General features: G+C 72.1%; 19 protein-coding genes and 1 riboswitch. Of the genes, 6 read left to right on the forward strand and 13 right to left on the reverse strand.

All coding sequences use genetic code 11. From position 1 onward, the window contains the following. Positions 1-5 precede the first annotated feature (5 nt). Positions 6-920, reverse strand: coding sequence for a VOC family protein (locus tag HHX30_RS43525; protein WP_169986909.1), 915 nt, complete (start codon positions 918-920; stop codon positions 6-8). Positions 921-1080: 160 nt separating this feature from the next. Here HHX30_RS43525 and HHX30_RS32685 point away from each other — a divergent pair, with 160 nt between their 5' ends. Beyond that, the gene (locus HHX30_RS32685) at positions 1081-1899 is read left to right on the forward strand and encodes an SDR family NAD(P)-dependent oxidoreductase (protein WP_211592924.1); all 819 of its coding nucleotides are present in this window, start codon (positions 1081-1083) and stop codon (positions 1897-1899) included. A 58-nt stretch (positions 1900-1957) separates the two neighbouring features. On the opposite strand, the gene HHX30_RS32690 is transcribed toward HHX30_RS32685, so the two are convergent. The 4 genes from HHX30_RS32690 to HHX30_RS32705 form a co-directional block, all read right to left on the reverse strand. Continuing rightward, a complete protein-coding gene (locus tag HHX30_RS32690; protein WP_169986911.1) occupies positions 1958-2296 on the reverse strand; it encodes a TraR/DksA family transcriptional regulator in 339 nt (112 codons plus the stop codon). Then, positions 2283-3113: a rod shape-determining protein gene (locus HHX30_RS32695; protein WP_169986913.1), complete on the reverse strand. Its 831-nt coding sequence runs from the start codon at positions 3111-3113 to the stop codon at positions 2283-2285. Before HHX30_RS32695 ends, HHX30_RS32690 begins: the two co-directional genes overlap by 14 nt. Next, a complete protein-coding gene (locus HHX30_RS32700; protein ID WP_169986915.1) occupies positions 3110-3433 on the reverse strand; it encodes a TraR/DksA C4-type zinc finger protein in 324 nt (107 codons plus the stop codon). The genes HHX30_RS32695 and HHX30_RS32700 overlap by 4 nt, the downstream gene beginning before the upstream one ends. A 347-nt stretch (positions 3434-3780) precedes the next feature. Beyond that, a complete protein-coding gene (locus HHX30_RS32705; protein WP_169986917.1) occupies positions 3781-4146 on the reverse strand; it encodes a hypothetical protein in 366 nt (121 codons plus the stop codon). A 235-nt stretch (positions 4147-4381) separates the two neighbouring features. Here HHX30_RS32705 and HHX30_RS32710 point away from each other — a divergent pair, with 235 nt between their 5' ends. Together HHX30_RS32710 and secD are read left to right on the forward strand one after the other, a co-directional pair. Continuing rightward, positions 4382-4840, forward strand: coding sequence for a hypothetical protein (locus HHX30_RS32710; protein ID WP_169986919.1), 459 nt, complete (start codon positions 4382-4384; stop codon positions 4838-4840). 33 nt (positions 4841-4873) lie between these two features. Then, entirely contained in the window at positions 4874-7120 is a 2247-nt protein-coding gene (secD, locus tag HHX30_RS32715) for a protein translocase subunit SecD (RefSeq protein WP_169986921.1), read from the forward strand. A gap of 48 nt (positions 7121-7168) precedes the next feature. Here the strand turns inward: secD and HHX30_RS32720 are convergent, their stop codons facing one another. Further along, positions 7169-7891 (reverse strand): glycoside hydrolase family 25 protein, encoded by a 723-nt coding sequence (locus tag HHX30_RS32720; RefSeq protein ID WP_169986923.1) that lies wholly within the window; start codon positions 7889-7891, stop codon positions 7169-7171. Between the two features lie 12 nt (positions 7892-7903). Beyond that, a riboswitch (cyclic di-AMP (ydaO/yuaA leader) is annotated at positions 7904-8048 on the reverse strand. A 360-nt stretch (positions 8049-8408) separates the two neighbouring features. Between HHX30_RS32720 and uppS the strand changes: the two genes are divergently transcribed. Together uppS and HHX30_RS32730 are read left to right on the forward strand one after the other, a co-directional pair. After that, positions 8409-9125, forward strand: coding sequence for a polyprenyl diphosphate synthase (gene uppS, locus HHX30_RS32725; protein WP_311922962.1), 717 nt, complete (start codon positions 8409-8411; stop codon positions 9123-9125). Then, on the forward strand, positions 9122-10567 hold the full coding sequence (locus tag HHX30_RS32730) for an oxygenase MpaB family protein (protein ID WP_169986927.1): 1446 nt from the start codon (positions 9122-9124) through the stop codon (positions 10565-10567). The genes uppS and HHX30_RS32730 overlap by 4 nt, the downstream gene beginning before the upstream one ends. 43 nt (positions 10568-10610) lie before the next feature. Here HHX30_RS32730 and HHX30_RS32735 read toward each other — a convergent pair whose 3' ends face one another. From HHX30_RS32735 to HHX30_RS32765, 7 genes are all read right to left on the reverse strand, one after another. Next, entirely contained in the window at positions 10611-11795 is a 1185-nt protein-coding gene (locus tag HHX30_RS32735) for an acyl-CoA dehydrogenase family protein (protein WP_169986929.1), read from the reverse strand. An 8-nt stretch (positions 11796-11803) separates the two neighbouring features. Then, on the reverse strand, positions 11804-12826 hold the full coding sequence (gene dmpG / locus HHX30_RS32740) for a 4-hydroxy-2-oxovalerate aldolase (RefSeq protein WP_169986931.1): 1023 nt from the start codon (positions 12824-12826) through the stop codon (positions 11804-11806). Between the two features lie 12 nt (positions 12827-12838). Beyond that, entirely contained in the window at positions 12839-13732 is an 894-nt protein-coding gene (locus HHX30_RS32745; RefSeq protein WP_169986933.1) for an acetaldehyde dehydrogenase (acetylating), read from the reverse strand. Positions 13733-13741: 9 nt separating this feature from the next. Continuing rightward, positions 13742-14530 carry a 2-keto-4-pentenoate hydratase gene (locus HHX30_RS32750; RefSeq protein WP_169986935.1) on the reverse strand — a complete coding sequence of 263 codons (789 nt, stop codon included), beginning with the start codon at positions 14528-14530 and terminating at the stop codon, positions 13742-13744. A gap of 137 nt (positions 14531-14667) precedes the next feature. Further along, the gene (locus HHX30_RS32755) at positions 14668-15702 is read right to left on the reverse strand and encodes a ferredoxin--NADP reductase (protein ID WP_169986937.1); all 1035 of its coding nucleotides are present in this window, start codon (positions 15700-15702) and stop codon (positions 14668-14670) included. A 13-nt stretch (positions 15703-15715) separates the two neighbouring features. Beyond that, complete coding sequence (locus tag HHX30_RS32760; RefSeq protein WP_169986939.1) at positions 15716-17410, reverse strand: FAD-binding protein; 1695 nt, start codon at positions 17408-17410, stop codon at positions 15716-15718. Further along, positions 17407-18273, reverse strand: coding sequence for an alpha/beta fold hydrolase (locus HHX30_RS32765; RefSeq protein WP_169986941.1), 867 nt, complete (start codon positions 18271-18273; stop codon positions 17407-17409). Before HHX30_RS32765 ends, HHX30_RS32760 begins: the two co-directional genes overlap by 4 nt. Before the next feature lie 229 nt (positions 18274-18502). On the opposite strand from HHX30_RS32765, the gene HHX30_RS32770 reads away from it, so the two are divergent. Next, on the forward strand, positions 18503-19075 hold the full coding sequence (locus tag HHX30_RS32770; RefSeq protein WP_169986943.1) for a flavin reductase family protein: 573 nt from the start codon (positions 18503-18505) through the stop codon (positions 19073-19075). Positions 19076-19239: the final 164 nt, after the last annotated feature.

Here is a 19239-nt window from a genome sequence, read left to right on the forward strand (position 1 = left end):
CCGGCTCACTTCTTGGGGACGAAGGTGGCCAGCGGCTCGGACCCGGACCAGTCATGGCCCCAGTAGCTGTCGGCGGTGATCTCCTCGGCCGTGTAGTACGTCTCGTCGACGCGCATTCCCTCGGTGCCGTACTCGATGTCCCAGCCTCCGGGGGCGCGGACGTAGAAGGACACCATCTTGTCGTTGGTGTGCCGGCCGAGGGTGGAGGAGATCGAGAAGCCCGCCCTGCGCACCCGGTCGAGCGCCATGCCCACCGCGTCGAGGCTGTCCACCTCGACCATCAGGTGCACCAGGCCGGGGTCGCCGGCGTACCCGGCGGGGCAGATCGCGAGGCTGTGGTGGCGCTGGTTGACGCCCATGAAGCGCACCCGGCGGTACGGCGGCTTCCCGCCGCCCATCTTGATGGCGCCACGGGGCAGGAAGCCGAGCACCTCGGTGTAGAAGGAGACCGTCTCGTCCATCGCGGTGGTGGGCACCACGACGTGGCCCATCCCCTGCGCGCCGGTCACGAAGCGCTGGCCCAGACCGGTCACGACCGGGCTGTGGTCGAGCACGGGCCCGAAGAAGACCTCGACGGGCACGCCCGCGGGGTCGGTGAAGGCGATGACCGCCTCGGCGTCGCGCTCGGCGGACTCCTCGTCGGACAGCACCTTGACCGGTGTGCCGGACGCCTCGACCGCGCGGCCGACGGCGGCGAGCGCGAACTGGTCGCGCACCTCCCAGCCGACCGCGAGCACCCGGTCGGTGTCGCCGGGCAGCACGGCGAGCCGCGCACGGCGCTCGTCCATGCGCAGGTACAGCCCGTCCGGGTCCGGCCCGGACCCCTCGGCGAAGCCGAGTCCGTCGATGAGGAGGTCGCGCCAGCGCCCGATGTCACGCGTCTGCACCTTGAGGTAGCCGAGTCCTCGGATCTGCGTCACTTGTGCTCAATCCAATCTGCCGGTCGGGGGGAGCCGATCGTCGATCCCCACCGTGACAGACCCCACGTCCGGCCGCCCCGGCCCTCCCGCTCAGTGAGAGTCCCCGCCGCGCCGGCCCGCCCGTACGGCCGACCATGGCGGCCGAAAGGAAGGTGGGCACGTGGAAGGCGGGCGCATGGGCGACGGGCGGCTGGCCGGGCGTACGGCGATCATCACGGGGGCCGGCGACGGGATCGGCAGGGGCGTGGCGCGGCGGTTCGCCGCCGAGGGCGCCCGGGTGCTGGTGGCGGAGATCGACGAGGAGACCGGCGCGCGGACCGCGCGGGAGCTGGCCGGCGAGTTCGGGGCGGACGCCAGGTTTCTCCGCACCGACGTCACCGACCGGGCCCAGGTCGAGGCGATGGTCGAGGCCGCCGCCGAGGCGTGGGACCGCGTCGACATCCTGGTCAACAACGCCTGGGGCAGCGCCGGGCCGCTCGGCCGGGTGGAGAACAAGAGCGACGAACAGCTCGTCCGGGGCTTCGCGATGGGCTACTACGGCCCGTTCTGGGCGATGCGGGCCGCGTTTCCGCACATGAAGCGCCAGGGCTGGGGTCGCGTGGTCAACATGTGCTCGCTCAATGGCGTCAACGCCCACATGGGCACGCTGGAGTACAACTCGGCCAAGGAGGCGCTGCGCGCCCTCACCCGTACGGCGGCCCGGGAGTGGGCGCCGACCGGCGTGGTGGTGAACGCGGTCTGCCCGGGCGCGAAGAGCGCCGCCTTCACCCGCAGGATGGCCGGGAACCCCGAGCTGGAGGCGGCGGCCGGCCGGTCCAACCCGATGGGCCGGATGGGCGACCCCGAGCAGGACATCGCGCCCGTCGTGCTGTTCCTGTGCGGTGAGGACGCGCGCTATCTGACCGGGAACACGCTGTTCGTGGACGGCGGCGCGCACATCAACGGCGTCGTGTGGGCGCCCGACCTCGACGCCTCCTGACCCGCACGCCGGGGCCGCTCCGCCCCCGGCGTGCGGGGGCGGAGCGGGCCCGCCTGCGTCAGCGCGCCTCGTGGCGCCGCTGGCAGGTGATGCAGTAGCGGGCCATGGGCCGGATCTTCAGCCGGCCGAACGGGATGGCCGCGGCGCAGTCGGCGCACTGGCCGTAGCTGCCCTCCTCGATCCGCTCCAGCGCCTTGCGCAGCTCGGCGGTCGCCCGCTCGGTGGCGGCGACGTCGGCGAGCAGGGCGAGCCTGGCCGCGCCGTCGTTGCCGCCGTCGACGGCGGCCCGCAGATCGCGCAGCTGCACCTCACGCCACTGGAGCTGCTCCTCCAGGTCGGCGCGCATGGCCTGCATCTGCGGCCTGCTGATGGCGGTGAACTCGTCACTGGTGGTCATCGTCGACGTCCTCTCGTCCGATGGCAGAAATGCCGGGAGTGCGGTGCTCGACCGTGGCCAGCAGGAAGGCCAGCCCTCTCACGGTCGCGTTGGCGGGATCGGCCGCGGGGCTGACGGTGATCCGCAGCTCCGCGCAGAGCTTGCGGGCCAGCTCCGGGTCGAGGGCGCCGCCGCCCGTGATCAGCAGGCCCTGCTGCCTGGCGATGGCCCGCAGGGCGGCGGGAACGCGCGCGATCAGGTCGGCGACCATCGCCACGACGCGTTCCCGCGCGAACGGCGGGCAGCCGGCGCCCTCCGCCGGGCCGCCGACGGCGACCTGTACGGCACCCGCGTCGGCGATCTCGCCGGCCCGGATGACGACGGCCTCGGCGATCCCCGCCCCGGCGTCGAGCAGGAGCCGCGGCCTCGGGTCGGCGATGTCCACGCCGCAGCCGACCGCCGCGGCCAGCGGCTCCTCGACGATCGTCACCCGGCAGCCGGCGGCGCTGCTGACCGCCGCGTACGCGGCTCGCCGGTCCAGCCGCGAGGCCGCGACGGGCACGCCGAGCAGGACGCGTTCGAGGGGCGGGTGCCGCTCGGTCACGGCGTCCCGCAGCGCCGTGCGCACCAGCCGCGCGCAGCCGGGCATGTCGGCGACCATGCCGTGCCGCACCGGCCACCGGCGCGCCCCCGGATCGCCGCACGCCGAAGGCCGCTCCTTGATCGCCGTGCTGCCGGACAGCAGCAGCCGGGTCCGCGCGGTCCCGAGGTCGATGGCGAGGGCCGCTCCCCCGCCTCTCCTCCCGTTGACACCGGTCATGCCGGTCATGACCGTCATGCCGACATCCGGGCCTCTCCCGCGCAGGCCGCGCACTGCTGCACGTGCGGCGCGAGCCGGAGCCGGTCGAGCGGCAGGAACGCCTCGCATCGGGTGCAGGTGCCGTAGAGGCCCCGATCCATCCGCTCCAGCGCCGCCTCGATCGCGGCGACGTCGTGCCGTGCCTGCCGTACGCGCGTGTCGTACGGATCGCGCACCCGGGCCAGCTCGGCCCGGGCCGCGTGGAGCCGCTCCTCGAGCAGCATGCGCAGTTCGGACAGCTGCGCGGTGTACCGCCGGCACTCCTCGAAGAGGAGGCGCGGCGACCTGATCTCTGCCATAAGCGGCATCACTCCAGGTGAAGGACGATGTCGGCGCGCGAGCGCGCCTTCGGCGCACCGGTCGCCGGTGCGCGAGACGAGTACGCGGGCAGGCCCGCGGGACGGCGGTCAGGAGGCTCTGCTCGGGAGGGTGCGCCGCGACGACCGCCGGGGGCACGACGCGCAGTCGCGCGCCGGGCGGCCACGGCGGCACGGCGGGGTGCGGATGCGCGAAAGCCGGCACGCGTCACAGGTCGCGTCGCCGGTCGCCTGACCTGCCGGGCGGGTGTCGCCGGGTACGGGTCAGGCGCGCGACGACGAGGACCGGGACGGTGCCGCGGTTCCGGCGCGCTCCGAGCGAGCTCGTGTCACCTGACCTGTGGTGGGCTGCGCGAGCCGGCGGTGCGGTGCCCGGTCTGTTGCGGGCTGAGGACAATGTCCTCGTGGCTCCGGGCGGGCACCGGTGCGGAGACGGGAGCCACGGCCACGGCGACGCGCGACCGGAACGGGAACGGCAGGTGCTCGGGACCGGCGGGGCCCGCGGGCAGGGTCGCCGACTGCGGCGTCCACGCCCCCGGTGTCCACACCTCGGCCGCGGCCTGCGGGGTACGCTGAGCGGGATCCCCGCCGTACCAGGCGGGGGTGGAGGCGACCAGCGCGAGGGCGAGCATCAGCAGGCCCACCACCAACGTGAAGGCGGTGGACCCGCACGTGTCACGTCGTGAGGTCGCCATGAGACCGACCATAACCCACCTTCGCGAAACGGTCATCCGCGTTTCCCGCCGCCCGTTTCTCCCGCTCGGTGCCTGCCCGGTTTCCGCCATCCGTTCGGTGTACCCGTTTCCGGCGGGACGGCCCCCTCCGCACGGGTGCGTTTCCCGTTACCGCCCGGACGGCATGCGGCATATGCGCGCGGAACTCGCTACGGTGGCCGGAGGACCGGGCGAACGCGGAAGGGAGGCAACGATCGTGCGACGCAGGCTGACCGCCGCGCTGCTGCTCCTGCTGCACGCGATCGTCCTGACCGCCGGCGGCGTGCCCGCGTCCGCGTCCGCGTGGGAGACGCCGCATCGCGCCGCCGGTCTCCACGTCGCGGGCCCCCACACCATGAGTCGTGTGGCGGCCACGGCGAGCGGCGTGCGCCAGGGGGCCCTCCGCCAGGCCCCGGCGCGTGACGGCGCACGGCTCACGGACACGCGGATCTGCGCCCCGGCCCACGCGACGCGGCCGGCCCAGGGCGACCCGCCCCGCGTCCAGTCGGGCGCGGGCGGCCCAGGCCTGTCCGGCGGGCCGGTCGTGCTGCCCAACCCCGCGGCGCCGCGCGGCGGCACCCGGGTCACCCGGGCCGGACCGCACCACGACGGCCCGCCCGCCCAGTGCCCGCGCCGGGCGGCTCCGGCCCGCGCTCCTCCCTCCACCGCGTACTGAGACCTTTCCCACTCGTACGCCTGTGGAGGCTTCATGTCCCGTGCGCCCATGTGGCGTGCGGTGGCGGCGCTCGCCGTCATCGCGACCTCATTGCTGCTCGCCCTCACCATGGCCCCGCGCCTCGGCCTCGACCTGCGCGGCGGCACCCAGCTCGTCTTCGAGACGAAGGACTCTCCCACGGTCAAGGCCGACGCCGACGCCACCGACCGTGCCCTCGACGTGCTCCGGCGCCGGGCGGACGCCCTCGGAGTCGTCGATCCCACGCTGGTCCGCTCCGGCGAGAAGCGGATCATCGTCGAACTGCCCGGCGTGCTCGACCCGCGCGAGGCCGCCGCGGTCATCGGCAAGACCGCCCAGCTCAACTTCCATCCGGTGCTCGGTCCCGCGGAGGCCGGCGACAAGGACGCGATCGCCGACGAGAGCGGCCAGAAGCTGAAGCTCGGACCGGTCGCGCTCAGCGGGGCCGGCGTCACCGACGCCGCCGCGCGCACCGACCCCCAGCTGGGGCCCGGCTGGTTCGTCACGATCGACTTCAAGGAGCCCGGACCCTGGCGGGAGCTGACCGGGACGGCGGCCTGCGCGCCTCCCGGCGACCACAAGCGCCGCGTCGCCATCGTCCTCGACAACGAGATCATCTCCTCGCCGCAGGTGGACGAGTCGATCGCCTGCGAGGCGGGGATCAGCGGCGGCACCACGCAGATCACCGGGTCGTTCACCGCCCAGGAGGCGCAGAACCTCGCGGTGCTGGTCAAGGGCGGCTCGCTCCCGGTGCCGCTGGAAATGGTCGAGCAGCGCACGGTCGGCCCGACCCTCGGCGCCGACGCCATCGCGGCGAGCGCCAAGGCCGGCATCGTCGGAGTGATCCTGACCGCGCTGTTCATCGGCATCGTCTACCGGGTGGTGGGCGTGCTGGCCGCGGTCGCGCTCGCCTGCTACGGCCTGATCTCGTACGCCGGGCTCGTCGCCATGGGGGCCACGCTCACACTGCCCGGCCTGGCCGGGTTCGTCCTGGCGATCGGCATGGCGGTGGACGCCAACGTGCTGGTCTTCGAACGGGCCAGGGAGGAGTACGGCGAGGCGCCCCGCCGGGGCCTCAAGGCGGCCCTCGAACGAGGGTTCAAGAACGCCTGGAGCGCGATCGCCGACTCCAACATCACCACCCTGCTCGCCGCCGGGCTGCTGTTCTGGCTGGCCTCGGGGCCGGTGAAGGGCTTCGGCGTGACGCTGGCCATCGGCGTGCTGGCCTCGCTGGTCTCGGCCATGCTGATCACCCGGGTGCTCGCCACCGCGCTGATCAGCAGGATCGGCCCGCGGGCGGCCGGCATCGGCTCGATCGGCCGGGTCAGGACCTGGCTGACCCGGCGCGACCCGGATCTGATGCGGGGCAGGCGGCTGTGGCTCGCCGTCGCGGCCGGGCTGCTCGTGCTCGCGGGGGCGGGGCTGGTCACCCGCGGCCTGAACTACGGCGTCGAGTTCACCGGCGGCCGGATCGTGGAGTTCGGCACGAGCAGGCCCGTCGACGTCGCGGCGGCCAGGCAGGCGGTGGCGGACGCCGGGTTCCCCTCGGCCGTCGTGCAGCGGTCGGACGACGCGATCTCGGTGCGCACCGGGCAGATCAGCGCCGACGACGTGGTCCGCGTGGAGGAGGCGCTGGACCGGAGCGTGGGCGAGGTCACCAAGCAGCGCGACGAGCTCATCGGGCCGAGCCTGGGCGAGGAGCTGCGCCGCAACGCGATCATCGCGCTCGCCGTCGCGCTCGCCGCGCAGCTCGCCTACCTGGCGTTCCGGTTCCGGTGGACGTTCGGCACGGCGGCCGTGGCGGCGCTGTTCGTGGACGCGGCCGTCGTCGTCGGCACGTTCGCCTGGCTGGGCAAGCCGATCGACGGGGTGTTCCTGGCCGCGATGCTCACGATCATCGGTTACTCGGTCAACGACAAGGTCGTGCTGTTCGACCGGGTGCGCGAGCTGTGGCCGGTGCGGCGCGGCGAGCCGTTCGGCCGCGTGGTGAACGCCGCGATCCTGCAGACCGCGCCGCGCACGGTCAACACCGGACTCGGGGCGCTGTTCATCCTGGCGGCGCTGGCGGTGTTCGGCGGCGACTCGCTGCGGGACTTCGCCGTCGCCCTGCTGATCGGCATCGTCGTGGGCACGCTGTCGTCGTCGTTCGTGGCCGGGCCGGTGGCGATCGCGCTGGAGCGGCGCTCCGGTCAGCCGCCGCCGGCTCCCGCCGCACCGCGGGTCAAGCCCGCGCGGCGCGACGGCTCCGGCGCGGTGGTCTGAGGCCGGCACGGCCCCCGGGGCGGGACGCCCGCCCCGGGGGCCGTGCGGCTACTGGCGGCCGAGCGCGCGCAGCTGGGCGGGCGTCAGCGCGGAGACGTTCTGGTCGATGGGCGAGTCGGTGTACTGATGGATCGCCCAGGCCTTCCAGTCGGCGGGCGGCGTGATGTCGCCCGGAGCCTTGCTGTAGTGGGCCACCCAGAGCGGGTAGTCGCCGAGGCCGCGGCCGTACTTGTCGGCGAAGTTCCAGCCGCTGTAGAACATCGGCTTGGTCCCGGTCTTGGCCGTCACGTACTCCAGCCAGGCCTTGGCCCACTCGTTGACGTGCTCGACCGACTGGCCGTCGCTGGTCTCCAGGTCGAGCACCAGGATGTCGCCGGGCTTGCCCGGCTGCGAGCTCACCTCGTCGAGGAAGTGGTCGGCCTCGGCGATGGGGTCGTTCTTGGGATGACCGTAGTGGTAGACGCCGCGGACGATGCCCTTCTTGTCCAGCTCACGCCAGTGCCGGGGGAAGGACGAGTCGACCCAGGACGTGCCCTCGGTCGCCTTGATGAAGCCGAACTGCGCACGGCTGTTCATCCAGTCGTGGTCGGCCTCGTAGCCGGAGACGTCCTGGCCGTACGTGTGCGGGTTGGCGTAGGCCGGAGCGGGCAGGACGACGGCCGCCGTGACGCCGGCCGTGGCGGCCGAAACCGCGAGGGTCGCCGCCGCGAGGGCGGAGCGCAGGCGCCGGCCGGAGGGCCGGCGACCGAGGGAGGGGCGGTGGGTGGACATGTCGGGGTTGACTCCTTGCTTCCATGCCGCCTACCGGGTTAGCTGACGGGTTCGGGCAGGAAGTGCCCTACGGGCGCATCTGGGGGCTGCTCCCGATTCACCCCGGAGAGAAGTGGGTCCCCGGCTCCGCAGATCGCGGATTCGGCGGCCGCACGGTCATGGCACCGCGCGGACCGGGCAACGACACGGCAAGGGATACGGCACCGGAGGCCGGTCGGTACCCCAAACCGTGTGCCCTAAAGGTACACACACCACCAGAATGGTGTAAACGGGACAAAACATGTCTTTACCTGCGACAACCCGGACCCACTCACAGGGGCGGCGCCCGAATCCCCTCGCCCGGCACCCAGGGTAAGGATCATGACTACTAACGGTAAGTAGTCATGAAATCTCGCAGCGTGAAAGAGTCCGTCACCGGAGAGATCACTCTCCTCCCCTCCCCGAACCAGGGCCGGGGACGGCGGCGAACGACGGAAGTGACCATGTACTCCTCCCCGAGGCGGGCGATGTGAGAGGCGTGCCTCATCACGTGGCGTGCGTCATGGACGGGAACGGCCGGTGGGCCGCGCAGCGGTCGCTGCCCCGCATCGAGGGGCATCGGGCGGCGGAGACCGCCGTGATCGATGTCATCGAGGCGGCCCACACGGCCGGCGTCGGGTGGCTGAGCCTGTACGCCTTCTCCACGGAGAACTGGCGACGTCCGGCCGCCGAGGTCGACGACCTGCTTCGGCTGGTTCGCCGCGCCCTCCGCAAACACGCCCTGTCCCTGCACACACGCGGAATCCGCTGCCGGTTCCTCGGTGTCACCGATCCGCGGATCCCGCCCGCGCTGGCCCGGGACATCGCCGACCTGACGACGCTGACCCGCGACAACCGGCGGATGACGCTGACGGTGGCGTTCGACCACGGCGGTCGCCGCGACATCGTCGAGGCCGCCCGGTCGCTGATCCGCGACGGGGTGCCGCCCGAGCAGGTCACCGAGGAGAGTTTCGCCCGTCGTCTGCCCCACCCCGACATGCCGGAGGTGGACCTGGTCATCCGCACCTCCGGAGAGCAGCGGATCTCCAACTTCATGCTGTGGCAGGTGGCCTACGCCGAATGGGTCTTCCCCCGGGTGCTGTGGCCGGACTTCCGCGCCGGGCACTTCTGGGAATGCCTGGAGACCTACCGGCGGCGCGACCGCCGGTTCGGCGGTGTGCAGGCACCGGCCCTGACAGGAAAGGAATGTCGATGAGCGACGCCGCACCCGCCGGAACCGACGCCGATCCGCTCGGCCCGGGATCGATGCTCCACCGGTTGACCCACCAGACACGCTGGGGGCTGGTGGCGACCCGGGCCATCGTCCTGGAGGCCGCGCACCCGCAGATCGGCGCCGCGCTGATCACCAACTCGACCTTCGTCGCGCACCCGTGGCGGCGCCTGCGCAACACCGTGCTCAGCGCGCAGCGGATGGTCGACCCCGACAGCGAAGTACGGCGGCGGGAGGCGGCCCGGCTCAACCGTCTGCACGCCCGCATCACCGGCACCGACGCCGAGAACCGTCCGTTCAACGCCGCGGATCCCGAGGTTCGCGCCTGGGTGGTGGCGACGCTGTTCGAGTCCACCGTCACGATGTGCCGGCTCGGCGGCGAGTCCCTCGACGGCCCCGCCCTGGACCGGCTGTACGCCGAGTTCCAGGCGTTCCTCGCACTGATGGACCCCTACGGCGGCAAGCTTCCGCCCACATTGCGGGAGTTCTGGCGCTACTACACGTCCGTCGTCGAGGAGCGGCTGGAGAACACCGAAGCGGTCCACGTCATCCTCGACCGCCTGTTCGCGCAGGTACCCGCGCCCCCTCTGCTCCGCGACCGGCCGGCCGTGTGGGCGGCGGGCAGGGCGATCGCCGGCCCCACGGCCAGCGCGATCATCGTGGCGTCGCTGCCCGAGTCGCTCCGCGCGCGACTGGGCCTCGCCGAGGTGCCCGGCACGCGCACGCTGATGCACGCCGCCTGCCTGTCCACGAGTCTCGCGACGCGGCTGCTGCCGGAGTCGTGGACACGGCTCGACACGGTCATGACCATGCTCGACCCGGGCTACACGCCGCAGCGGGGCGGCGAGGCGCTGGCGGGGCTACGCCGTGGCATGGCGAAAGCCGGGGCGCTCCTGCGCCTCATCACGCCCGGTCAGGAGACGGCGGCCGCCGGCGACTCGGCGGTGCGCTCCGCCTCGCGCTTCTTCTCCGAGGTCCTCGATCAGACCGGCGACGGCCACCTCCGCTGGCCCGACCTCGCCGCGATGGCCCGGGAGATCGCCACCCGTCTCGACCTGGACACCCAGGACGAGGATCGCCTGTTCGCCGCCTTCGCCGACTGGTGGCGCGAGCTGCAGAAGGAGCTCGACACCGACGGCGACGGACGCATCACCGGCGGCGAGTACGCCGCGGCGGCGGCCGCCATGGCCGGCCCCGCCCTCATCAGGATCGCCGAGGTCCTGTTCGACGTCACCGACACGGACGACGACCAGGTCATCGACGCCCGGGAGTGCCGGGCTCTCTTCCGGACGGCCTTCGATCAGGACCCGGGCGGCGGAGACGCCGGCCAGCGGCTGACCCGTGGCGAGTTCGTCCGCCGGTTCCTGGACTTCATGGCCGGCCGCCGGCACTCCGGCGTCTACGACCAGATGTTCGCCCAGTCCTGACGGCTTCGACTCCGGCACGCTCGCCGGCGGGAACCGGCACTCTTCAGATCATCGAGCGCATCGGGCCGTGCGGCGGCTCGATGCCGAGCTGCGTCAGGGCGGAGACGTGGAAGACCGAGCCGGGCACGTGGATCGCGTGGGCCAGCCCGACGTGGGCGTCCCGCCAGAAGCGCTGGATCGGGTTGTCCACGCGCATCGCGTTGCCGCCCGACCGGGCCACGATCTCGTCCATCGCCCGCACCGCGCGCCAGGCCGCCTGGACCTGGGTGCGGCGGCCCACGGCCCGCTCGTCGAAGGTCACCTCGCGGCCGGAGGCCACGATGTCGTACATCCGCGAGGCGTTGTCGAGCAGCGCCGAGCGGGCCGCCGCGATCTCGGCCGCCGCCTCGCTGATCGCGTACAGGACGTACGGGTCGTCCTTGATCCTGGTGCCGGTGATCTGCACGCGGCTCCTCTGGTACGCCATGTGCTGCGCGAGCGCGCCCTCGGCGATGCCGACGACCGCAGCGGTGATCCCGAGCGGGAACGCCGCGGAGAACGGCATGTGGTAGAGCGGGTTGGTCAGCCCGGCCTCCTTGGCCTGGCTGCCGTCCACGACCTTGTTGTAGGGGATCACCCGGTAGCCGGGGACGAACGCGTCCTTGACGATGATGTCCTTGCTGCCGGTGCCGCGCAGGCCGACGACGTTCCAGGAGTCCTCGACGATCTCGTAGTCCGACCGCGGCAGGATGAGGTGCAGCGAGACCGGCGGCTGGGCCATCTTGCCCTCGGCGTCGCCGAGCATGCCGCCCAGGAAGATCCAGTCGCAGTGGTCGGTGCCGGAGGAGAACTGCCAGCGGCCGTTGAAGACGTAGCCGCCGTCGACCGGCCGGGCGATGCCCATCGGCGCGTACGGCGAGGCGATCCAGGTGTCCTGGTTCTCGCCCCAGATCTCCTGCTGGACCCGCGGGTCGGCGAAGGCCATCTCCCAGGGGTGCACGCCCACGACGCCCGCGACCCAGCCGGTCGAGCCGTCGAGGCTCGCCAGCTTCATGATCGTCTCGGCGTAGTCGCGCGGGTGGAACTCGAAGCCGCCGTGGATCTTCGGCTGGAGCATGCGGATGACGCCCGCTTCGCGCAGCACCTTGGCGGCCTGGTCGTCCAGCCGGCACAGCGTCTCGTTGGAGGGGCCGAGGGCGCTGATCTCCTCGGCGCGCTGGGTGATCGCTTCGAGTACCGGGTTGGCCATGGCTGTTCTCACTTCTTCGCCGCGAGGGCGACTGCGATTTCGATGAGCTGGTCTTCCTGACCGCCGATGAGCTTGCGGCGCCCGGCCTCCATGAGGATTTCGGCGCCGGACACGCCGTACTTCCTCGCCTGACGGTCGGCGTGCTTGAGGAAGCTGGAGTAGACCCCGGCGTAGCCCATGGTCAGGGTCAGCCGGTCGAGCAGGCACTCGCCGTCCATGATCGGGCGGACCACGTCCTCGGCGGCATCGATGATCTTGAGGGTGTCGATGCCGGTGCGGATGCCGAGCTTGTCGGTGACGGCGGCGAAGGCCTCCAGCGGCGTGTTGCCCGCGCCGGCGCCGAACCGCCGCACCGAGCCGTCGATCTGCTTGGCCCCGGCCCGTACGGCGAGGATCGAGTTGGCCACCCCGAGCCCGAGGTTCTCGTGGCCGTGGAAGCCGACCTGGGCGTCGTCCCCCAGCTCGGCCACGAGCGCGGCGATGCGGTCGCCCGTCTGCTCCATGATCAGCGCCCCGGCCGAGTCGACGACGTAGACGCACTGGCAGCCCGCGTCGGCCATGATGCGGGCCTGCTTGGCCAGAACCTCCGGCGACTGGCTGTGCGACATCATCAGGAAGCCGACCGTCTCCAGGCCGAGCTCCCTGGCCAGCCCGAAGTGCTGGATCGAGACGTCGGCCTCGGTGCAGTGGGTGGCGATCCTGCAGATGCTCGCGCCGTTGTCGGCGGCCTCGCGGATGTCGTCCTTGACGCCGACGCCGGGCAGCATCAGGAACGCGATCTTCGCGCGCCTGGCCGTGTCGACCGCGGCCTTGATGAGCTCCTGCTCGGGCGTGTGGCTGAACCCGTAGTTGAACGACGAGCCGCCGAGGCCGTCGCCGTGCGTCACCTCGATGACCGGCACGCCCGCGTCGTCCAGCGCGGCGACGATGGACCGTACGTGCTCGACGGTGAACTGATGCTGCTTGGCGTGCGAGCCGTCCCGCAGGCACGAGTCGGTGACCCTGATGTCGAGGTCGGCGCTGTAGGGCATGGGTCGGTCTCCTTACGAGTGGATGCGCTGCGCGAAGCCCTCGCCGACCTTGGTGGCGGCGGCCGTCATGATGTCGAGGTTGCCGGAGTAGGGCGGCAGGAAGTCGCCGGCGCCCTCGACCTCGACGAACACCGCGACGCGGGCGAGCCCGCCGCTGACCGCCGTCGGGTCGTCGAACTGGGGCTCGGTCCGCAGCCGGTAGCCGGGCACGTAGGAGGCGACGTCGGCGGCGACCTCCTTGATCGAGGCCGCGATCGCGTCCCGGTCGGCGCCGACGGGGATCGAGCAGAAGATCGTGTCCTGCATGAGCATCGGCGGCTCGGCCGGGTTGAGGATGATGATGGCCTTGCCCCGCCTTGCGCCGCCGATCGTCTCGATGCCGCGCGCGGTCGTCTTGGTGAACTCGTCGATGTTGGCGCGGGTGCCGGGACCGGCCGACGGAGAGGCCACACTGGCCACGATCTCCGCGTACGCCACCTCGGTGACCCGCGAGACCGCGTGCACGATCGGGATCGTCGCCTGGCCGCCGCAGGTGATCAGACTGACGTTGGGGGCGTCGAGGTGGGCGCCGAGGTTGACGGCGGGCACCACCGCCGGGCCGATCGCGGCCGGCGTCAGGTCGACGGCCTGGATGCCCAGCTCGCGGTACTTCGGCGCGTTCTCCCTGTGCACGTACGCCGAGGTCGCCTCGAAGACGATGTCGGGCCGCTCGTCCCGGCCGAGGAGCCAGTCCACGCCGTCGGCCGAGGTGATCAGGCCATGGTCGGCGGCCCGCTTGAGGCCCGGGCTGTCGGGGTCCACGCCGATCATCCAGCGCGGCTCGATGTGCGCCGAGCGCAGCAGCTTGTACATCAGGTCGGTCCCGATGTTGCCCGAGCCGACGATCGCGGCGGTCGCCTTACTCATGAGGTCCTCTTATTCGAATCGAGCGGTGACGGAGCCGAGCCCGGCGAACTCGGCGCGGAAGACGTCGCCGGGGCGCACGTCGACGGCCCTGGTGCAGGATCCGGGGAGGACGACGTGCCCGGCCTCGAGCTTGACCCCGAACGAGGCGACCTTCCTGGCCAGCCAGGCCACGGCGGTGGTGGGGTTCCCGAGCACGGCGCTGGTGTTGCCCCGGGCGACCTCCGCGCCGGTCCCGTCGTGGAGCACGGCCTCGATGTCGGCCAGGTCCATGCCCTTGGGGCTCACCCGGGCGTCGCCGAGGATCACCCCGGCCGAGGACGCGTTGTCCGCGATCGTGTCGGCCAGGCGGATCCGCCAGTCCGTGATGCGGCTGTCGATCAGCTCGATGCTCGGCACGACGTACTCGGTCGCGGCGAGCACGTCCTCCTCGGTGCAGCCCTCGCCGGGCAGGCTCGCCCCGAGCACGTACCCGATCTCGACCTCGACCCGGGGGTAGCAGTAGCGCGCGGCCTCGATCGGCTCGTCCTGCGACAGCACCATGTCGTCGAGCAGGTGGCCGTAGTCGGGCTCGTCCACGCCCATCATCCGCTGCATGACCGGGGAGGACAGGCCCACCTTGTGCCCGTACACCCGGGACCCGGCCGCCAGGCGCCGCCGGATGTTGGCGAGCTGGATCTCGTAGGCGTCCACCACGTCGATGCCCGGGTAGGCGTCGGTCAGCGGCTCGATCGGCGAGCGGTCCCGCTCGGCCGCCCGCAGCCGCCCGGCCGCCTCCGCCCGCAGTGCCTCGTCCAGCATCGGGGTCCTCCTCGTGTCCTACTGATGGTCAAAGGGTCGCGTCATGCCCGCCGCCCCGCCCGTCCGTCTCCCGCTCAGTGGGAGCGCAGTGGGAGCGCAGTGGGAGCGCAGTGGGAGCGGAGCCGCTGCGCGCGAGGTCACGCGTCGTAGGTGACCTTGAGCCGGTCGCTGAGCGGGATCGCCTGGCAGCCCAGGATCAGGCCGTCGGCGAGGTCCTGCCTGTCGAGCACCGTGTTGTGCTCCAGCTCGACCTCGCCCTCAAGCAGCACGCACGCGCACGCGCTGCACGAGCCCTCACGGCAGGAGTAGGGCGCGTCGAGGCCGGCCTCGAGCAGCACGTCGAGCAGCTTGTTGCCGCGCGGCCAGGTCAGCGTCCTCGTCTCGCCGTCGAGCTCGACCTCGACGGTGCTGACGGGACCCGCCGCGTCGAGCACCACCTCGGTCTCCGCGAACGGGTCGGTGGCCAGCGACTCGAACTTCTCCACGTGGACGCGCTCGGGCCGCGTGCCGTGCCGGGTCAGCACGTCGACGGCCAGGTCCATGAACGGCCCGGGCCCGCAGACGAACGCCTCCCGCCCGGCGTACGGCCGGGTCAGCGCGGCCAGGCCCGCCGCGGTGGGCAGGCCCTGCACGGACTCCAGCCAGTGGATCACCGTCAGCCGCTCGCCGTGCTCGGCGGCCAGCGCGACCAGCTCGTCCCGGAAGATCACGGAGTTCTCGTCCCGGTTGGCGTAGACGAGCACGACCGAGCCGGTCCCGGCGCGCAGGCACGACTTGAGGATCGACATCACCGGGGTGACACCGCTGCCGCCCGCCAGCAGCAGCAGGTCCTCGTCCAGCGACGCGGGGGTGAACAGCCCCGACGGCCGCAGCACCTCCAGCACGTCGCCCTCGGTGACGTTGTCGCAGATCCAGTTCGAGCCGTAGCCGCCCCGGGTGCGCTTCACCGTCACCTTGAGCTTGTCGTCGCACAGCGGCGAGCTGCTCAGCGAGTAGCAGCGCGCGGCGCCCTCCGGCCGGGTGGTCGGCACCCGGATCGTCAGGAACTGCCCCGGCTTGTACGAGAACTTGGACGGGTCCCCCTCCGCGGGCTCGAGGACCAGCGAGTGGGCGTCGGCGGTCTCCTTGACCACCTCGACCACCCGGACCCTGAGCGCTCCCCCCTGCGTCATCTCCCCCACCCCGTCATGCCGTGTTCGTGGTGCCGGCGGTGCTGGTCGTGCCGGTCGCGCGTGCCCGCAGGGCGGCGTGCCGCGCGGCGATGTAGCCGAAGACGATGGACGGGCCGATCGTGGCCCCCGGCCCGGCGTACTCGTTGCCCATCACCGACGCCGAGGTGTTGCCGGTCGCGTACAGGCCCTCGATGGGCGCGCCACCGGCCCGCAGCACCCGGCCGTGCTCGTCGCACACCAGACCGCCCTTGGTGCCGAGGTCGCCGACCTCGAGCCGGAACGCGTAGAAGGGCGCCTTGTCGATCACGTCGAGATTGGGGTTCCTCAGCGTCGGGTCGCCGTAGTAGCGGTCGTAGGCGCTGTCGCCGCGGCCGAAGTCCTCGTCCTTGCCCACCCGGGCGAACCCGTTGAAGCGCTGGACGGTCTCGGTCAGCGCGCCCGCCGGGACGCCGATCTTGTCCGCCAGCCCGGCGAGGGTGTCCGCCCGGAACGCGATGCCCTGGTCGTAGAACTCCTGCGGGATCGGCATGCCCGGCAGGATCTGCGCGAAGGGATAGCGCGCCCGGGCCTTCGCGTCCATCACGAACCAGGCCGGGACGTGGCCGCCGGCCAGTTGGTCGTGCACGAAGTTCACGTACGGCGCGGACTCATTGGTGAACCGCCGGCCGTCCCGCGAGACGATGACCGACGGCGGGATGCACCGCTCGGACACCAGCGGGATCGTCGCCCCGGCCGGATGCCGTACGGCCGGCATCCACCAGGCGTCGTCCATCAGGTCGAGGGCGGCGCCGGCGCGCTCGCCGGCGAGGATGCCGTCGCCGGTGTTCTCCCTGGCGCCCATGCCGAAGTCGGGCCTGGCGCCCTCGGGCAGGTACCTCTCGCGCAGCTGCGTGTTGTGGTCGAAGCCGCCGGTCGCCAGCAGCACGCCGTATCGGCCGCGGACGCGGACCGTCCTGCCCTCACGCCGCGCCACGATGCCGGTGACCGCGCCACTCTCGTCGGTGACGAGGTCGGTCATCGGCGTCTTCAGCCACAGCGGGATCCCGGCGTCCTTGAGCGCCATGCGCAGCCGGGCGACGAGCGCGCGCCCGCCGGTGGCCATGTGCCGGCGGCGGACCACGTTGGACGACACCCGCCAGGCCGCGACGACCGAGGCCCAGCGGCCGCGCCAGGTGCGCTTGACCATGGCCAGGTCGTGGTAGTCCTTGGCGGTGATCCACAGGCCGAGCGGGCCCTTCATGTTGTTCGGCCGCTGATACTTCTCGTCCTCGCCCAGCTCGCGGGTGTCGAACGGCAGTGCCTCGATCGAGCGGCCGAGCGGCCGGCCGCCCTCGTACTCGGGGTGGTAGTCGGCGTAGCCCTTCACCCAGAAGAACCGCATCCACCTGCTCTTCTCGAGCAGCTCCATCGCCGCCGGGCCGTTGTCGACGTACGCGTCGAGCCGGGCGGCCGGAACGCGGCCCTCGGTCAGCAGGTCGAGGTAGCGCCGGATCGACTCGCGGCTGTCGTCGTGCCCCCTGGCCCGCAGGGTCGGGTTGTTGGGGATCCAGATCCCGCCGCCGGAGATGCCGGTGCTCCCGCCGAACTTGCCGCCCTTCTCGACCACCACGCACGACAGCCCGCTGTCGTGCGCGGTCAGCGCGGCGGCCATGCCTCCGCCGCCGCTGCCGACGATGACGAGGTCGAACTCCTCATCCCATGTGGTCACCGCTCGTCCTTCCGGGTGAGGAAGGCCAGCACGACGCTCTCCCAGGCGGCTTTCTGCTCGATCATCACCCAGTGGCCGCAGTTGGGGAAGATGTGGACCTCGACGTCGGGGACCGTACGCATCGGCAGGAGCGCCATGTCGACGGGGCTGACCCGGTCGTCGCGGCCCCAGGTGATGAGCGTCCTGGCCTTCAGCTTGTGCAGCATCGCCCAGTACGGCGGGGCGTCCGACTTCGCGGCGGCCTTCTGGCCGGCGGCGAAGGCGGCCTTGCCGTACATGCGGCGCGCGGCGGCCAGCGTCTCCGGCTCGGTGGCGAGGGCCCAGCGCTCCTCGATCAGCTCCTCGGTGACGAGGGCCGGGTCGTACACCATGGAGTGCAGCCACTGGATGAGCCGCTCACGGGTGGGCTCTTCGGTGAACTCCATCAGGAGCTTGATGCCCTCGCCCGGCGAGGGGCTGAAGATGTTGCGGCCCATGCCGCCGATGGTCACGAGGCGGCGGATCCGGTCGGGGTGGGCGAGCGCCACCTGGGTGCCCACGATCCCGCCCATGGAGTTGCCGATCACGTCGACCTGCTGGAGTCCGAGCCCGTCCAGGAATCGGATCACCGCGCCGTTCGCGGCCATCATCGGGTGCTGGTCGGTCGGGTCGCTGACCCCGAATCCGGGAAACTCCAGCACCAGGCAGCGGAAGTGCTCGGCGAACGCCGCCAGGTTGCCGCGGTAGTTGCGCCAGCCGGTTACCCCGGGCCCCGAACCGTGCAGGAGCAGCAGCGGCGGGCCCTGTCCGGCCTCGTGGTAGCGCAGCACGCCCTGGTCGGTCACGAGTTCCCGCAGGGTCGACTCGTAGGTCAGCTCCGTCATTGTCCGTCCCGAATCGCAGTGTCGGATTCCGTGACGCTAACTGGACAGACGGCGCGAACAGGGCGATCATCCCGATGAGCGAGACCGGGACGGGCAGGCCCCGTGACCTGCCCGGACCACGCCCACGCCCGTACGCGCCTTCCATTGACCGGGATCCCCTTGCGAGCCGCCCCCAAGGGGGTTTGTAAGTTCGTTACCTGAGGCACCGACACCCACGCGAGGTGAGTCCATGACCGCTGCACCGGCCGACCCCGAGTTCACCGAGGTGGCGCCGCCCACGCCCGCCGAGTTCCGGCGCGCGCTGGGCATGTTCGCGAGCGGTGTGACCGTGGTGACGGGCCTCGACGACGGCGAACCGGTGGGCTTCGCCTGCCAGTCGTTCGCGTCGGTGTCCCTCGAACCACCGATGGTCCTGTTCTGCGCCGACCACAGGGGCCGCGCCTGGCCGCGGATCAGGAGGTCGGGCCGCTTCTGTGTGAACGTCCTCGGGGAGGAACAGGTCGACCTCTGCGGCCGGTTCGGCTCCAGCAAGGGCGCCAAGTTCGCGGGGCTCGACTGGGACCTGTCGCGGTGGGACACCCCGTCCCTGCGGGGGGTGCTGCTGCGCGTTCACGGCGAGGTGCGCGACGTGCAGGTCGCCGGCGACCACGACGTGGTCATCGGCCATGTCCACGAACTCGAACCCGTCGTCACCGAGCAGCGGCCGATGCTGTTCTTCCGCGGACGGTTCGGAGTGGACCAGAACGACCCCGCCGCCGCTCTCGGTCCCAACCTGTGGGGCTGGGGCGACCACTGGGGCTGATCCCTCTCCCAAGGAGACCGGCACGCCTGCGCTTCTGTGTCGGAGTCCGCTGTGTCGGAGTCCGCGTCGGCGCGGCATGAGGTCGTCGGTGCGCCGGCAACAGCACCGTGGTGCCGCACATATGGCCGATTGGTCCGCGTCCTCCCCCGTGGCGAGCAATCCCA

This window comes from Microbispora sp. H10836, assembly GCF_012999525.1.
Classification (GTDB): Bacteria; Actinomycetota; Actinomycetes; order Streptosporangiales; family Streptosporangiaceae; genus Microbispora.

Coding starts and splice junctions, on each gene's coding strand:
- HHX30_RS32690 (WP_169986911.1), bottom strand. CDS start 2,296: ATGACCACCAGTGACGAGTTCACCGCCATCAGCAGGCCGCAGATGCAG.
- HHX30_RS32695 (WP_169986913.1), bottom strand. CDS start 3,113: ATGACGGTCATGACCGGCATGACCGGTGTCAACGGGAGGAGAGGCGGG.
- HHX30_RS32700 (WP_169986915.1), bottom strand. CDS start 3,433: ATGGCAGAGATCAGGTCGCCGCGCCTCCTCTTCGAGGAGTGCCGGCGG.
- HHX30_RS32705 (WP_169986917.1), bottom strand. CDS start 4,146: ATGGCGACCTCACGACGTGACACGTGCGGGTCCACCGCCTTCACGTTG.
- secD (WP_169986921.1), top strand. CDS start 4,874: ATGTCCCGTGCGCCCATGTGGCGTGCGGTGGCGGCGCTCGCCGTCATC.
- HHX30_RS32720 (WP_169986923.1), bottom strand. CDS start 7,891: ATGTCCACCCACCGCCCCTCCCTCGGTCGCCGGCCCTCCGGCCGGCGC.
- HHX30_RS32730 (WP_169986927.1), top strand. CDS start 9,122: ATGAGCGACGCCGCACCCGCCGGAACCGACGCCGATCCGCTCGGCCCG.
- HHX30_RS32735 (WP_169986929.1), bottom strand. CDS start 11,795: ATGGCCAACCCGGTACTCGAAGCGATCACCCAGCGCGCCGAGGAGATC.
- dmpG (WP_169986931.1), bottom strand. CDS start 12,826: ATGCCCTACAGCGCCGACCTCGACATCAGGGTCACCGACTCGTGCCTG.
- HHX30_RS32745 (WP_169986933.1), bottom strand. CDS start 13,732: ATGAGTAAGGCGACCGCCGCGATCGTCGGCTCGGGCAACATCGGGACC.
- HHX30_RS32750 (WP_169986935.1), bottom strand. CDS start 14,530: ATGCTGGACGAGGCACTGCGGGCGGAGGCGGCCGGGCGGCTGCGGGCG.
- HHX30_RS32755 (WP_169986937.1), bottom strand. CDS start 15,702: ATGACGCAGGGGGGAGCGCTCAGGGTCCGGGTGGTCGAGGTGGTCAAG.
- HHX30_RS32765 (WP_169986941.1), bottom strand. CDS start 18,273: ATGACGGAGCTGACCTACGAGTCGACCCTGCGGGAACTCGTGACCGAC.
- HHX30_RS32770 (WP_169986943.1), top strand. CDS start 18,503: ATGACCGCTGCACCGGCCGACCCCGAGTTCACCGAGGTGGCGCCGCCC.